This window comes from Marinobacter daepoensis DSM 16072, from assembly GCF_000421165.1.
Classification (GTDB): Bacteria; Pseudomonadota; Gammaproteobacteria; order Pseudomonadales; family Oleiphilaceae; genus Marinobacter; species Marinobacter daepoensis.
On sequence record NZ_ATWI01000013.1, the window covers coordinates 1 to 14524 of the forward strand.

The 14524-nt window shown below is 55.4% G+C and carries 12 protein-coding genes; 2 read left to right on the forward strand and 10 right to left on the reverse strand.

The window, feature by feature from the left end:
- Nucleotides 1-418: 418 nt before the first annotated feature.
- From K325_RS0115555 to K325_RS0115580, 6 genes are all read right to left on the reverse strand, one after another.
- The gene (locus K325_RS0115555) at nt 419-1036 is read right to left on the reverse strand and encodes a protein-methionine-sulfoxide reductase heme-binding subunit MsrQ (protein WP_029655189.1); all 618 of its coding nucleotides are present in this window, start codon (nt 1034-1036) and stop codon (nt 419-421) included.
- The gene (gene msrP, locus K325_RS0115560; RefSeq protein WP_029655190.1) at nt 1036-2010 is read right to left on the reverse strand and encodes a protein-methionine-sulfoxide reductase catalytic subunit MsrP; all 975 of its coding nucleotides are present in this window, start codon (nt 2008-2010) and stop codon (nt 1036-1038) included. Before msrP ends, K325_RS0115555 begins: the two co-directional genes overlap by 1 nt.
- 86 nt (nt 2011-2096) lie before the next feature.
- The gene (gene pssA / locus K325_RS0115565; protein ID WP_029655191.1) at nt 2097-2912 is read right to left on the reverse strand and encodes a CDP-diacylglycerol--serine O-phosphatidyltransferase; all 816 of its coding nucleotides are present in this window, start codon (nt 2910-2912) and stop codon (nt 2097-2099) included.
- Between the two features lie 90 nt (nt 2913-3002).
- On the reverse strand, nt 3003-4019 hold the full coding sequence (gene ilvC / locus K325_RS0115570; RefSeq protein WP_029655192.1) for a ketol-acid reductoisomerase: 1017 nt from the start codon (nt 4017-4019) through the stop codon (nt 3003-3005).
- 64 nt (nt 4020-4083) lie between these two features.
- A complete protein-coding gene (gene ilvN, locus K325_RS0115575; protein WP_008170692.1) occupies nt 4084-4575 on the reverse strand; it encodes an acetolactate synthase small subunit in 492 nt (163 codons plus the stop codon).
- 2 nt (nt 4576-4577) lie between these two features.
- Entirely contained in the window at nt 4578-6296 is a 1719-nt protein-coding gene (locus tag K325_RS0115580) for an acetolactate synthase 3 large subunit (protein WP_029655193.1), read from the reverse strand.
- A gap of 469 nt (nt 6297-6765) precedes the next feature.
- Here K325_RS0115580 and K325_RS0115585 point away from each other — a divergent pair, with 469 nt between their 5' ends.
- Nucleotides 6766-7239 (forward strand): DUF4124 domain-containing protein, encoded by a 474-nt coding sequence (locus K325_RS0115585; RefSeq protein ID WP_029655194.1) that lies wholly within the window; start codon nt 6766-6768, stop codon nt 7237-7239.
- An 83-nt stretch (nt 7240-7322) separates the two neighbouring features.
- Here the strand turns inward: K325_RS0115585 and clpB are convergent, their stop codons facing one another.
- The 3 genes from clpB to rluD all read right to left on the reverse strand — a co-directional run bounded on the left by clpB (nt 7323) and on the right by rluD (nt 11797).
- Nucleotides 7323-9902, reverse strand: coding sequence for an ATP-dependent chaperone ClpB (gene clpB / locus K325_RS0115590; protein ID WP_029655195.1), 2580 nt, complete (start codon nt 9900-9902; stop codon nt 7323-7325).
- A gap of 169 nt (nt 9903-10071) precedes the next feature.
- Entirely contained in the window at nt 10072-10830 is a 759-nt protein-coding gene (pgeF, locus tag K325_RS0115595) for a peptidoglycan editing factor PgeF (protein WP_029655196.1), read from the reverse strand.
- Nucleotides 10820-11797 carry a 23S rRNA pseudouridine(1911/1915/1917) synthase RluD gene (rluD, locus tag K325_RS0115600; RefSeq protein ID WP_029655197.1) on the reverse strand — a complete coding sequence of 326 codons (978 nt, stop codon included), beginning with the start codon at nt 11795-11797 and terminating at the stop codon, nt 10820-10822. The genes pgeF and rluD overlap by 11 nt, the downstream gene beginning before the upstream one ends.
- 171 nt (nt 11798-11968) lie before the next feature.
- On the opposite strand from rluD, the gene K325_RS0115605 reads away from it, so the two are divergent.
- Complete coding sequence (locus K325_RS0115605; RefSeq protein WP_029655198.1) at nt 11969-12802, forward strand: outer membrane protein assembly factor BamD; 834 nt, start codon at nt 11969-11971, stop codon at nt 12800-12802.
- An 8-nt stretch (nt 12803-12810) separates the two neighbouring features.
- Here the strand turns inward: K325_RS0115605 and K325_RS0115610 are convergent, their stop codons facing one another.
- Nucleotides 12811-14475, reverse strand: a complete 1665-nt coding sequence (locus K325_RS0115610; RefSeq protein WP_029655199.1) for an NAD+ synthase — start codon at nt 14473-14475, stop codon at nt 12811-12813.
- Nucleotides 14476-14524: the final 49 nt, after the last annotated feature.

Genomic DNA, 14524 nt, shown 5'->3' on the forward strand with positions numbered 1-14524 from the left:
CGCCCACACGAATTACTTGGTCAACTTTTTAAAGAGCGTTTGAGCTGCTGCTCAATCAAGGTGGCGTATTCTACATCGTTTCGCCGCCTTGTCAACCGTTTATTTTCAGTGATTTGCTTTCTTTCGAAAGCCACCAAATCCAACCGGCTTACTGCTTAATCGAGGCGCGCATTCTACACCGAACCGCCACCTTGTCAACCACTTTATGAAGAATTTGTTAAACCATTTTCTTCAACACTTTCAAGTGGTTACTTCCAGTTCGTTCCGCTTGTCAGCGGCTTGTCCCTCAGAAGTGGTGCGCATTCTACAGCCCTCAGGAAATCTGTCAACGACCTTTCTCGATTTATTTTCAACTCTTCGGTTTCCACCTACTCGCACGATCAAATAGCCATCAGATTGAGTGATTTCTGAGCGCAACTCATACCTTTTTTAGCGGAATGAGACTCGAAACACCAAACCAATACGCCCGAAGCCCCAGCAAGCCGGCCAGCAACACGCCATAAACAACCATTTCTGTAATATCGCTTCTCGCCTGCCAAAGAAAATGAACCCAGGCCAGAACCGCCGAGCAATAGATCAGCCGATGCAGCGGCTTCCAGCCCCGCCCCAGCTTCTTCATCATTCTTTTAGTAGATGTCAGGGCAAGCGGCACCATTAGAACGAACGCCATGGCACCGGCAATAATGTAGGGGCGCTTTGTAAATGTCGCCCACAAGTCGGTCCAGCCAAGAATGAATTGCAGAAATGCCAACACATGCAAAACGCCATAAAAGAATGCATACAACCCAAGCATCCTTCGAAACCGGATCCAACCAGCCCATCCCGTCACTTTTCTCAGCGGGGTAATCAGTAATGTGATCAGGAGAAGCTGAAAAGTGGCAAGCCCCAATGCCTCCGTGATCGCCTGCCCAGGGTCCGGGCCGAGATCACCCACGCCCAGGCCCCAGACAATCACACCCAAAGGCATCAGGCAGAGAATGAAGGTTACGACTTTCGCCCAGGCGTAAGGAAATCGATTATTCGCCGCGCTCGCCATCAGTAGTGCCTGGCCAGATCCATACCCTTGTAGAGCCCCGCCACCTGCTCACCATAACCATTGAACTTTACCGTCTTGATCCAATTCGGGCTGAGCAAACCCGATGGCAGACGTCGCTCCCGTTTCTGGCTCCAGCGAGGGTGGTCTACTTCCGGATTCACATTGGCAAAGAATCCGTACTCTTCTGGAGCAATCATTTCCCAGCTGGTTTTCGGCCTTTCCTCAACAAACCGGATACGGACAATGGACTTAATACTCTTGAAACCATACTTCCAGGGAACAACAAGGCGTATCGGCGCGCCATTCTGATTCGGTAGCGTCTTGCCATACAAGCCAATCGCGAGGAATGCCAATTCGTTCATCGCCTCATCCATCCTGAGCCCCTCCCGGTAGGGCCAGTCAATGACACTGAACAGGGAACGCTGTCCGCGCATCTGCTCCGGATCATGAAGCGTTTCGAAATAGACGTATTTCGCCTTGGAACGGGGCTTCAGACGAGCAATTACATCTGCAAGCGGCACCCCCACCCAGGGAATCACCATAGACCAGGCCTCAACACAGCGCAGCCGATAGATGCGCTCCTGATACTGGCGAGGACTCAGCAAATCCTCCAAAGCATAGGTGCCCGTTTTTTCACACTCGCCTTCCACGATAACGGACCAAGGATCCACCGACATCCCTCCAGCATAGCGGGCAGGGTCCTCTTTACCGGTACCGAACTCATAAAAGTTATTATAGGAAGTCACAGCCTTGTAAGGCGTCAACTCTTCTTCTGTAGAGTATTCGGCAGCTTTGGCGTAGTTCAGGGGCTGGCTGGCAGTACGCCCCTCGGATGCTCTGCCCAGAACCGGCATCGCCATGGCCGCCGTAGCAGCCACGGTACCCGCCATGAACTTCCGGCGATTGAGATAGACAGATTCGGGCGTGACATCTGATTCAGATATTGCCCAGGATGGAGGGGACTTAATAAGCATCGGGATTCTCCATTTCATTACGTAAAGTAACTGACCGGAGGTTCCCTTGAAAATTCCCGACCGACAACATCGGCCGGGAGCAAACACTAAATGACCCGCCCGGGTTTTCGGCGAAACAGTGCACGGACGGGGCCCGAAAGCGCGTATACCAGGAACCCGGTAAACAGTACGGTAGCCGGGTCGAGAGCGATCACCACAAACACCAGCACCACCAGCAATATTGCAGCAAACGGAACCCTTCCCCTCAGGTCGAGGTCTTTAAAGCTTCGGTACAGGATATTGCTGACCATCAGAACCCCGGTGCCACCGACCACCAGGATCGTTAACACTGTAAGCCACGATGACGACTCGTACCCATGGAAACACCATACGAGCCCGGCAACACAGGCAGCGGCAGACGGACTGGGCAGCCCTACAAAATACTTTTTGTCGACAGAGCCAATCTGGGTATTAAACCGAGCCAGCCGAAGCGCCGCCCCAGCCACGTAGATAAAAGTAACCACCCAACCCACTTTATCCAGGCCATTAAGCGACCAGAAGAACGCCACGAGCCCCGGCGCTACGCCAAAGGCCACCATGTCCGCCAGGCTGTCGTACTCCTCGCCAAATTTGCTCTGAGTATGGGTCATTCGGGCCACCCGACCATCCAGACCATCGAGAATCATCGAGACAAAAATGGCAATGGCAGCGTTATCAAACACTCCGCCAGCAGCAGAGACGATCGCGTAAAAACCAGAGAACAAGGACGCCGTGGTCAAGGCATTCGGCAGCAGATAAATGCCCTTACGCCGAACCTTCGCGCCTTCAACCAGCTCTTCCTCCACCACCTCTCCATGCGCCACGTCCGGCTCAGAGGGTTTCTTGGAGTCCGCATTGTCCACTGCACTTTTCTCTTCAGTCATTCCTTAAACTCCGGAAAGCATTTTGGCCGAGTATAAACGAAAAACGCGGCCGCAAGGGGCCGCGTTTCCAAACCTTACCGAAAATCCGGATCAGTTCTTCTCTTTATCCACAATCTTGTTGGCGGAAATCCAAGGCATCATGGAACGCAACTTTTCCCCCACGACCTCAATCTCGTGAGCGGCGTTTTCACGACGACGAGCGGTCATGGACGGATAGTTCAGAGCCCCTTCAGAGATGAACATCTTAGCGTATTCACCACTTTGAATGCGCTTCAGCGCGTTGCGCATGGCTTCACGTGACTGCTCGTTGATCACCTCAGGACCAGTGACATACTCCCCGTACTCGGCGTTGTTCGAGATGGAGTAGTTCATGTTGGCGATACCGCCTTCGTACATCAGGTCAACAATCAGCTTGAGTTCGTGGAGGCACTCGAAATAAGCCATTTCCGGAGCGTAACCCGCTTCGGTCAGGGTTTCGAAACCGGCCTTAACCAGCTCAACCGCGCCACCACAAAGAACCGCCTGTTCACCGAACAGGTCGGTTTCGGTCTCATCTTTGAACGTGGTCTCAATGATACCGGTACGGCCACCACCCACACCACTGGCGTAAGACAGGGCAACGTTCTTGGCATTACCGGAAGCATCCTGGAAGATCGCGATCAGGTCAGGAATACCACCGCCTTTGGTGAACTCAGTCCGTACCGTGTGGCCGGGTGCTTTCGGAGCAACCATGATGACGTCCAGATCCTTACGGGGAACGATCTGGTTGTAGTGAATGGCAAACCCATGAGCGAAGGCCAGGGTAGCACCCTGCTTCAGATTCGGCTCGATCTCTTCTTTGTAGAGCTGTGCCTGGAACTCATCCGGAGTCAGAACCATAACGACATCGGCCGCAGCAACGGCAGAGGCCACATCGCTGGTTTTCAGACCATAGGCTTCCGCCTTGGCGATGGAGGAAGATCCCGGGCGCAGACCAACAACCACGTCAACACCAGAGTCGTTCAGGTTGCAAGCGTGCGCATGCCCCTGAGAGCCAAAGCCCAGAATGGCAACTTTTTTGCCCTGAATGATGGAAAGATCGCAATCCTTATCGTAATAAACCTGCATGAGAAACCTCTGTTAGATGTAATGGCTCCTGGGAGCCATGATTTTCGAGTTGTTTTGGCAGCCCTTACAGGCTAAGTACTTTTTCGCCACGTGCGATGCCGGAAACACCGGAACGAACGACCTCCAGAACCCCAGAGGTACCCACTGCCTGAATAAAGCCGTCCAGCTTCTCGCTGTCACCCGCCAATTGAACGGTGTAGACCGAGCTGGTGACATCAACAATCTGACCACGGAAGATGTCGACAGTACGCTTGATCTCGGCTCGCTGAGAGCCTGTTGCCTTAAGCTTGACCAGCATGAGCTCTCGCTCGATGTGAGCGCCTTCGGTCAGGTCGACCAGTTTGACAACCTCGATCAGCTTGTTCAGCTGCTTGGTAATCTGCTCGATAACCTTGTCCGACCCTGTTGTGGTCACCGTCAACCTGGACAGCGTTTCATCTTCCGTTGGTGCGACGGTCAGGGTTTCGATGTTGTAGTTCCTCTGGGAGAACAACCCAACCACCCTTGAAAGCGCACCCGGCTCGTTTTCCAGCAAAACAGAAATGATTCGACGCATAATCACACCCTCTCCGTTTTGCTGAGCCACATATCCTTCATGGAGCCTCGTGCTACCTGCATGGGGTAGACATGCTCAAAGCGATCCACATAGATGTCCACAAACACGAGCTTGTCCTTCATCGCCAGGACTTCCCTGAGCTTGGACTCGAGGTCTTCCTTGCGCTCTATTTTCACACCCACGTGCCCATAAGACTCTGCCAGCTTGATGAAGTCCGGCAGGGATTCCATATAGGACTGAGAGTGTCTGGACTCATAGTTCATATCCTGCCACTGCTTAACCATGCCCAGAGCCTGGTTATTCAGATTGATGATTTTCACCGGCAGGTCGTACTGCTTGCAGGTCGACAGCTCCTGGATATTCATCTGGATACTGCCCTCACCCGTGATACACAGCACCTCATCTTCGGGATGAGTCAGCTTTACACCCATCGCCGCGGGCAAACCAAAGCCCATGGTGCCAAGGCCACCGGAGTTGATCCAGCGATTCGGTTTGTCAAACTTGTAGTACTGAGCCGCAAACATCTGGTGCTGACCGACATCGGAGGTCACAAACGCCTCGCCATTGGTCAGCTTGCAGAGCATTTCAATGACTTCCTGAGGCTTGATCACATCCGGGCTGGTTTCGTAACGCATACCATGGAAGGCGCGCCATTCCTCTATCTGCTTCCACCAGGCAGCCAACGCCTCAGCATCCGGCTTGTCTTTGGACTCTTTTACCAGTGACAGCATTTCTTTCAGCACCGCATCGACCGGGCCAACAATGGGGACATCTGCATCAATGGTTTTGGAGATGGAAGCCGGGTCGATATCGATGTGGATAATCCGCGCGCCCGGGCAGAACTTCTCCGTGGCATTGGTCACCCGGTCATCAAACCGTGCCCCAATGGCCAGAATCAGGTCCGAGTGATGCATTACCATATTGGCTTCGTAGGTCCCGTGCATCCCCAACCAGCCAAGGTGCTGCTTGTCCGAGGCAGGATAACAACCTATACCCATCAGCGTATTGGTGATCGGGAACCCAAGCATTCGCGTCAGTTCCGTGAGCTGGCCGCTGGCCTTACCAAGAATCACGCCACCACCCGCATAAATGACAGGCCGGCGAGCAGCCATCAGCATGTCAACGGCCTTCTTGATCTGGCCGGCATGCCCCCTGATTGCAGGGTTGTATGAGCGCAGTTTTACCTTCTTGGGATAGGCGTATTCGTAGCGTTCGTTCGGTGTGGTCATATCTTTGGGGATATCGACCACAACAGGGCCTGGGCGACCTGTCGACGCAATGTAATAGGCTTTACGGATCACCTCAGGGATTTCGTCCGGGTGACGCACGCTCAGGTTATGCTTCACCACCGGGCGGGAAACACCGATCATGTCGGTTTCCTGAAACGCATCCTCGCCAATCAGAGTGGATGCAACTTGTCCGCACAGTACCACCATGGGGATGGAATCCATGAACGCGGTGGCAATGCCGGTAATAGTGTTGGTGGCTCCAGGACCCGAGGTCACCAGTACGGTACCTGGTTTTCCGGTCGCACGGGCGTAGCCATCAGCCATATGAACAGCTGCCTGCTCGTGCCTTACCAGAATGTGCTTGACTTTGTCCTGCCTGAACAGCGCATCATAAATATGAAGGGCTGCACCACCCGGATAACCGTATATGTATTCGATCCCTTCGTCCTGCAGGGAGCGGATCAGCATATCGGCGCCAGACAATAACTCCACGATTTTCTACCCTCTTCTACGAGTGAATGAGCCGGGAAACATCCCGGTTGCCTGGATTCTCGGTTTCCCTGCTTCTTGTGAAAGCGGAACCGGCGTACTCCTCCACACTAAATTTAAGAGGTTGTCTCCTGGCCAGCCGCCCTCCTGAGGGTTGCGGAGAACAGCCAATCAACGGGTTGCACGTAAGCAACAACCAAGGCTCGCCATAGGCTGACGAACACAGTGTGGTGATTAACGGGGGATACTCGCTCGGGATTGCCTGCCGTATTGACCCCTGTATTCAGGCAATCGGTAATTCTGACAGCGGGAAACTCGCTGTCAATAGGCGCTGCGGCTTAATTACCCCAGAAGTCTATTCTGTCTGCCATACTGAGCCGGTAGCCGTGCAAGTTTTTGAACCAGAGACAGGAAAATCCAGACATCCGATGGCATGATAGCCACAGGCAGTAACCAAGTGACGAGCAGAGACATGAACCGAAAAATACTATTGCTGACCGTGTTAATGGCGGCACCAGGCCTAGCGACCAGTGCTTCCGTCTATAAATGGACAGATGAACAGGGCATCACCCATTTCGGGGACCGCCAGCCAACCGGACAAGCCGTTGAGCAAGTGAATGTGCGCTCCGGCACCAGCCAGAGCTCTGCCTCCGGGCGCCAGAGCGCTCAGGAGCAGCTTGGTGAGCTCGAGGAACAACAAGCGGCGCAACAACAGCGGCAAGCCGAATCCGCCGCAGAAGAGGCCCGCAGAAAACAGCGTGAGGCCAACTGCGCCACCGCTCGCTCAAACCTCGAAGTGATTAACAGCAACGCCCGTATCCGCGTTGAGGAGAAAGGGGAGACCCGCTACCTGAACCCGGACGAAATAGAGCAGCAGCGCCAGCGGTTCCAGGAAATCGCCAACGAGAACTGCGGCCCCGACCAACCCGGTGCTTCCGAGCGTTAAACCGGCCTCGTTAGTCGCAAGCATCCAGTAAAAAGGGCGGAGGTCATCACCTCCGCCCTTTCCTGTTTAGCTGGGAGGCCTGCTCAGCCGTTATTACTGAACACCAGGTGATCGCCTTCCACGGCCGCTTGAATCGTGTCGCCGGGCACAAACGCGCCTTGCAGCAGTTTCTGGGCCAAAGGGTTTTCAATCATTCGCTGAATGGCGCGTTTCAGCGGTCGAGCACCATAGACCGGATCGTATCCGACTTCTGCCAGCAACTGCATGACATCATCCCCAAGTGCCAGCGTCATATCCTGATCCTTCAGGCGGCGCGCCAGATTCTCGACCTGAATGCGGGCAATGCCCTGAATCTGACTTTCGGCCAGCGGATGGAAAACAACCACTTCATCAACCCGGTTAATAAATTCAGGGCGAAAATGGGTTCCAACCACTTCCATGACGGCCATTTTCATGGCTTCATAGTTCTCTTCTCCCGCCTTTTCCTGAATAATGTGGGAGCCGAGATTTGAGGTCATCACCACCACGGTATTCCGGAAATCGACGGTGCGCCCCTGGCCATCAGTCAGGCGTCCGTCATCCAGCACCTGCAACAAAATGTTGAACACATCCGGATGGGCCTTTTCAACTTCGTCCAGTAACAACACCGAATAGGGTCGACGGCGAACCGCCTCGGTCAGATAACCACCCTCTTCATATCCGACATAGCCCGGAGGCGCCCCGATCAACCGGGCCACAGAATGCTTCTCCATAAACTCCGACATATCGATACGGACCATCGCCTCCTCGGTGTCGAAGAGGAAAGAGGCCAGCGCTTTGCACAACTCTGTTTTACCAACCCCCGTGGGCCCCAGGAACAGAAACGATCCATTGGGCCGGTTCGGATCTGACAGGCCCGCCCGAGAACGACGTACGGCGTTGGACACCGCTTCCACAGCTTCGTTCTGACCGATGACCCGCGCATGGAGCGCCTCCTCCATACGCATCAGCTTGTCGCGCTCGCCCTCCAGCATTTTCGACACTGGAATACCGGTCCATTTGGAAACAATCTCAGCAATTTCCTCATCGGTTACCCGGTTGCGCAACAGCTTCATTTCCATCATTTCAGCCTGGCTCGCCATATCCAGCTGGCGCTCAAGCTCCGGAATCTTGCCATACTGCAGTTCCGACATCTTGCCCAGATCGCCAGCGCGCCGGGCATTTTCAAGATCGATCCGGGCCTGTTCAAGCTGACTTTTTATTTTCTGGGAACCATGCAGGGCTGCCTTCTCAGTATTCCAGACCTCTTCCAGATCGGCGTACTCGCGTTCCACACCGCCAATCACCAAAGACAATTCTTCCAACCGTTTTTTGGACGCAGCATCGGTCTCCTTCTTGAGAGCTTCCCGCTCGATCTTCAGTTGAATCAGGCGCCTCTCCAGGCGGTCCAGCGCCTCAGGTTTGGAATCCATCTCCATTCGGATCTGGCTCGCAGCTTCATCCACCAGATCAATCGCCTTATCCGGCAACTGACGATCAGTAATGTATCGATGCGACAATTTAGCTGCGGCGATAATGGCCCCATCGGTTACCTCAACACCGTGATGCACTTCGTAGCGCTCTTTTAGCCCCCTCAGAATGGCAATGGTGTCTTCTTCACTGGGCTCACTGACCAACACCTTCTGGAAACGGCGTTCCAGTGCCGCATCTTTTTCAATGTTTTCCCGGTATTCGTCTAATGTCGTGGCCCCCACGCAATGCAGCTCTCCACGAGCCAGCGCCGGCTTCAGCATGTTGCCGGCATCCATCGAGCCCTCTGCCTTGCCGGCACCCACCATGGTATGGATCTCGTCGATGAACAGAATGATCTGCCCTTCCTGCTTTGACAGTTCGTTGAGCACCGCCTTCAGGCGCTCTTCAAATTCACCACGGAATTTGGCCCCAGCAATCAGAGCTCCCATATCCAATGACAAAACCCTTTTGTTTTTCAATCCTTCAGGCACTTCGCCATTGACGATACGCTGAGCCAGCCCCTCGACAATGGCGGTCTTGCCTACCCCGGGCTCACCGATCAACACCGGGTTATTCTTACGTCGGCGCTGGAGTACCTGAATAGTCCGGCGAATTTCATCATCCCGGCCAATCACAGGGTCCAGCTTTCCGGCCTCAGCCCGCTCTGTCAGATCAATCGTGTACTTCGACAAAGCCTGGCGGTTTTCTTCTGCGCCCGCGTCGTTCACTGATTCACCACCTCGCACCTCGTCAATGGCTTTTTCCAATGCAGCCTTATCAACACCCTGCTCCCGCAGAATGCGCCCCAGGGAACCCCGGTCTTCAACTGCCGCGAGCAATATAAGTTCGCTGGAAATGAACTGATCGCCCCGCTTCTGGGCCAACTTGTCGGAGATGTTAAAAAGCCGCCCCATATCATTGGACATGGAGACATCCCCGGCATTTCCGTGGACTTCCGGCAGGTTTTCAATATCCTTCGCAATCGCCTGCCTGACCCGCCCGGGCTCTACACCAATCTGTTTGAGCAGCGGCTTGATGGAACCGCCCTGCTGGTCCAACAACGCCTGCATCAGATGTACAGGCTCGATAAAGTTGTGATCTTTGCCAACTGCGATGGACTGCGCATCCGCCAGGGCGGACTGCAGCTTGCTGGTGAGTTTGTCGATTCTCATGTGCTCTTGTCCCCAAAGTTCGCTGTGAATACCGACCAGTCTCAGGGCGGATATTCCGATTGCTTTGAACTTAATGTAGGGGCAAGCAGGGGGACTTCAAGTTGACGGGACAGCAACTCGTCAGAAAATTGACGGTTGTCAGTAATTGCACCCGAGAAGGTCGCACTCTTCAGGACCGGAGCCAGACCAGCGTAGCCATTCGACCGGTCTCGCCATCCCGACGATAGGAAAAAAACCACTCCCGATCCTGAACGGTACACAGACCGCCGCCAGCCACAGACGTTACGCCTGCCTCGCGCAGCCTCTGGGTCGCCAGGCGATAGATGTCAGCCATAAAATGCCCCGGACGGGCACCATGCGGTTTAAAAGCGCCCCTCGCTTCCGGATGGTGGTGAGTAAAAGCCGCTCGCACTTCAGGCCCGACCTCAAAGCTATCAGGCCCAATAGCAGCCCCCAGCCAGGCCCTGAGTTTTCGGGGTTCAACATTCATCGCGCTGATCAGGTTTTCCAGGACTCCACCACTCAGGCTTCGCCAACCGGCATGAGCCGCCCCGACCACAGCCCCATCAACATCGGACAGAATGACCGGCAGGCAATCTGCGGTCAGGATGGCACACGCCAACCCGGGATGCCGTGTAAAACTGGCGTCAGCCTCCGGTACCTCGCTGACGTTATCCGGTGTGAGCTCCACCACCCGGGTACCGTGCACCTGGTTCAACCAGCCAATCCGGTCTGCCCCCAGTCCCGCATACCGGGCCAGGCGCTGGCGATTCTCCGCAACCGATTCGGGGTTGTCACCCACATGACTTCCAAGGTTGAGCGAGGCCCACGGCGCCTTGCTACCGCCCCCTTTACGGGTCGTGCACAGCGCGTGAACAGACCCCGGCACAGCCCAGCCAGGCCTGAGTGTATTGTTATCAGAAATCACGGTCTTCCAGTTCCCGGGCGTGTTTGCGCAAGGCATCGATGAGGTGCGCCAGGTCATCCGGTAATGGCACTTCCCAACTCATGATGTTACCCGTTTCCGGGTGCTCAAGTGTCAACTGTCGGGCGTGCAACGCCTGACGGGTGAAAGCCGCCAGCACTTCTCTGAGTTCCTCCGTGGTGCCCTTGGGCAACCGCAGGCGCCCGCCATAGACTGGGTCACCTACCAAAGGATGCCGCACATGGGCCATGTGAACTCGGATCTGGTGCGTGCGACCACTCTCGAGTTTGCATCGAACCAGAGTATGGGCCGAAAAGCGCTCAAGCAGCCGATAATGCGTCACGGCGGGCTTGCCGCCAGAGACAACCGCCATCCGCTTGCGATCCTGTGGATGGCGGCCAATGGGGGCGTCTACGGTCGCCCCGCCCGTCAGGGCCCCAACCACTACCGCTTCGTATTCACGCCCCATGGTCCGGGTCTGAAGCTGGCCGACCAGAGAGGTATGGGCAATCAGACTCCGCGCTACCACCATGATACCCGAGGTATCCTTATCCAACCGGTGAACGATCCCGGCCCTCGGAAGGTTTTCCACTTCCGGTGCGTAATTCAGCAACGCGTTGACCAACGTCCCATCGGCATGACCGGCGGCCGGGTGCACCACAAGCCCCGCTGGCTTATTAATGACCAGCAGATGCTCATCTTCATAGACAACATCCAGGCTGATAGGCTCAGCCTCCCAGGTTACCTGCACTTCTGGTTCAGCATCCAGGGCCAGCGAGTCACCCATCATCACTTTATCCCGGGGCTTTCGGGTCTGCCCGTTTACGGTCAATGCTCCACTCTTGATCCAGGACTGGAGACGGGAGCGGGAGTGCTCCGGCATCAAGTCCGCTGCTGCTTGATCCAGCCGCTTATCGCTGAGCTCTGGCGGCACGGTGTACTGGCCGGTAATTCGGTTTTCAGAAGTCATTCAACCTCGTTGTCGCCGCTGGTGTTCGACGAAGATGACCACCGGAAGGTGGTGACGTTACGTTTCGGTCAGATTCTCCTGGCAATCTCGGGAAACACTGCACACAAGCCGTCTTCCCCGTTACAATGGCGAATCAAACCATAAGTTTCGACCATTATACGGGATTCCGGCATGAGATCAGTCGTCCGATTACTGCTTCTTTCCACACTCTTTGCTCTGGCTGCGGGGTGCGCGTCACAGAAAGAAGTGGAAGTTCTGCCGGAAGAGACCTATTACGACAATGCCCGAAAAGCCATGGATTCCGGCAACTTCAATGAAGCCGAGCAGAGCCTGGACGCACTGGAAACGTACTACCCGTTTGGCCGCTATGCAGAACAGGCACAACTGGACCTGATCTTCGCCCGGTATCAGAACCTGGATCTGGAAGGCTCCCGTGCCGCCGCAGACCGTTTTATGCGCCTAAACCCGCAGAGCGATCACATGGATTACGCTCTTTATATGAGAGGGCTCGCTTCCTACAATCTGGATCTTGGCCTGGCCGCACGCTACTTTCCCATTGATGTCGCGGCGCGCAACCCAGGTGAGCAGCTTCAGGCATTTCGTGATTTCTCACAGCTCCTGAACCGATTCCCGGACAGCGAGTACGCTCTGGATGCCCGCCAGCGCATGATCGCCATCCGAAACCGGATGGCGGAACTGGAAATCCACGCAGCCCGCTATTACATCAAACGTGAAGCCTATGCTGCCGCCAACAACCGGGCTCGCTATGTGGTAGAGAACTACCCATCCTCACCTTCGGTGGAAGAGGCCCTGATGATTCTGGCCGACACCTTCCGCTTCCTCGAGCTCAAAAAGGGCGCAAGCGACGCGATCGCCCTGCTCCGACAGAACTTCCCGGACAGCGACGCCTTCAATGACGACGGCGAGTATGAGTCAGACCTGCTTCGTCGCCAGAACCGGTCTTTGACCAATGTGGTGACCTTCGGCCTGATGGGGGATGAGTAAAAGCGGGGTTACTTCCCGCTTTTCCACCCGCTGGTAATCGGATAACGCCGGTCTTTACCAAAGCCTCTTTCGGTAATCCGAACGCCGATCGGCGCCTGCCGGCGCTTGTACTCGTTGACGTCCACCAGCCTGACGACCCGGTCTACCTCAGCCCGATCAAACCCTTCTGCCACAATGGCGTCCGCACTGTAATCCCGTTCCACGTAGAAATTCAGGATCTGATCCAGAACATCGTATCCGGGCAGGCTATCCTCGTCTTTCTGATCCGGCGCCAGCTCTGCTGACGGCGGACGTGTAATCACCCGCTCCGGAATCACCGGAGACACCGTATTCCGATAATGGGACAGCCTGAAAACCAGAGTTTTCGGAACATCCTTAAGCACGTCGAAGCCGCCAGCCATATCCCCATAGAGAGTGGAGTATCCAACCGCCAACTCACTCTTGTTGCCGGTGGTCAGCACTAACGAGCCAAATTTGTTGGACAGGGACATCAACAGAACCCCTCTCAGACGGGCTTGCAGATTTTCTTCGGTCGTGTCGGGCTTGGTGCCCAAAAACGGTTCAGCAAGAGTGGCCATAAACGCATCGTACATGGGCTCAATGGAGAACACATCGTACTGCACCCCCAACGCCAAAGCCTCGGCCTCCGCGTCTTCCAGGCTGATATTCGACGTGTACCGGAACGGCATCATCACCGCCCTGACCCGCTCCTTTCCCAGGGCATCAACCGCAACCGCCAGGGTGAGCGCGGAATCAATACCACCAGACAACCCCAAGACCACTGACTTGAACCCATTTTTGTTGACATAATCCCGTACGCCGGTCACCAGTGCGCTGTAGACATTTGCCTCTAACGAAGGCTCACCCGGAAGGGGGCGGGAAATAGGCTGACAATAGTGTTCACACAGAAAATCGACCGGGTACAGCCCCGCCTCGAACTGAGGCGCTTCCGCCGAGAGCCGCCCAGAGTGGTCGAATACCATGGAACCACCATCAAACACCAACTCATCCTGCCCCCCCATCAGGTTGACGTAAACCACACTGACCTGATTTTCACGGGACTTTCTCTCCAACAGGGACTTGCGTCGGGCCTGCTTGTCGATGTCGTAGGGTGAGGCATTCAGATTGAGAATGAGCCGGGCTCCGGCGGCAGCCGCATCCTCAAGAGGGCCGTCTTTCCAGAGATCTTCACACACCGTTATTCCGACCGGCTGCCCTTTGATGCTCAGCACCAAAGTATCTTCACCTGCACAGAAGTAACGCTTTTCATCGAAAACCTGATAATTCGGCGGAAAACGCTTGAAGTAGCGCCCCCGGATTTCACCATCTTCGATAACCAGCGCGGCGTTATAGAGCCGTCCTTCCGAACGTATAGGGGCACCGATTACCATAGCAGGGGGCAGGGCTGCCTGCTGAAGAACTGACAACGCTTCTCGCACGCGCAGATCCAGGCTGGGGCGCAGCAGTAAATCCTCCGGGGGGTAGCCGGTGAGGCAGAGCTCCGGGAAAACGACCACATCGGCCTGATGCTCATCCCAGGCCTGCCGGGTGGCCTGCAGAATCCGTTCCGTATTGCCCGGAATGTCGCCCACCAGAAAATCCAGCTGCGCCATCACGACGCGGAGTGTGGTGGCGGTGCTATCACCCTTGGTTGCCTGACCGGATACCGGCATCGACGGACTCCTGTAACTTGTTGCCGTTAAAAGGCTATTATAACCCGTC

Coding starts and splice junctions, on each gene's coding strand:
- K325_RS0115555 (WP_029655189.1), bottom strand. CDS start 1,036: ATGGCGAGCGCGGCGAATAATCGATTTCCTTACGCCTGGGCGAAAGTC.
- msrP (WP_029655190.1), bottom strand. CDS start 2,010: ATGCTTATTAAGTCCCCTCCATCCTGGGCAATATCTGAATCAGATGTC.
- pssA (WP_029655191.1), bottom strand. CDS start 2,912: ATGACTGAAGAGAAAAGTGCAGTGGACAATGCGGACTCCAAGAAACCC.
- ilvC (WP_029655192.1), bottom strand. CDS start 4,019: ATGCAGGTTTATTACGATAAGGATTGCGATCTTTCCATCATTCAGGGC.
- ilvN (WP_008170692.1), bottom strand. CDS start 4,575: ATGCGTCGAATCATTTCTGTTTTGCTGGAAAACGAGCCGGGTGCGCTT.
- K325_RS0115585 (WP_029655194.1), top strand. CDS start 6,766: ATGAACCGAAAAATACTATTGCTGACCGTGTTAATGGCGGCACCAGGC.
- clpB (WP_029655195.1), bottom strand. CDS start 9,902: ATGAGAATCGACAAACTCACCAGCAAGCTGCAGTCCGCCCTGGCGGAT.
- rluD (WP_029655197.1), bottom strand. CDS start 11,797: ATGACTTCTGAAAACCGAATTACCGGCCAGTACACCGTGCCGCCAGAG.
- K325_RS0115605 (WP_029655198.1), top strand. CDS start 11,969: ATGAGATCAGTCGTCCGATTACTGCTTCTTTCCACACTCTTTGCTCTG.
- K325_RS0115610 (WP_029655199.1), bottom strand. CDS start 14,475: ATGCCGGTATCCGGTCAGGCAACCAAGGGTGATAGCACCGCCACCACA.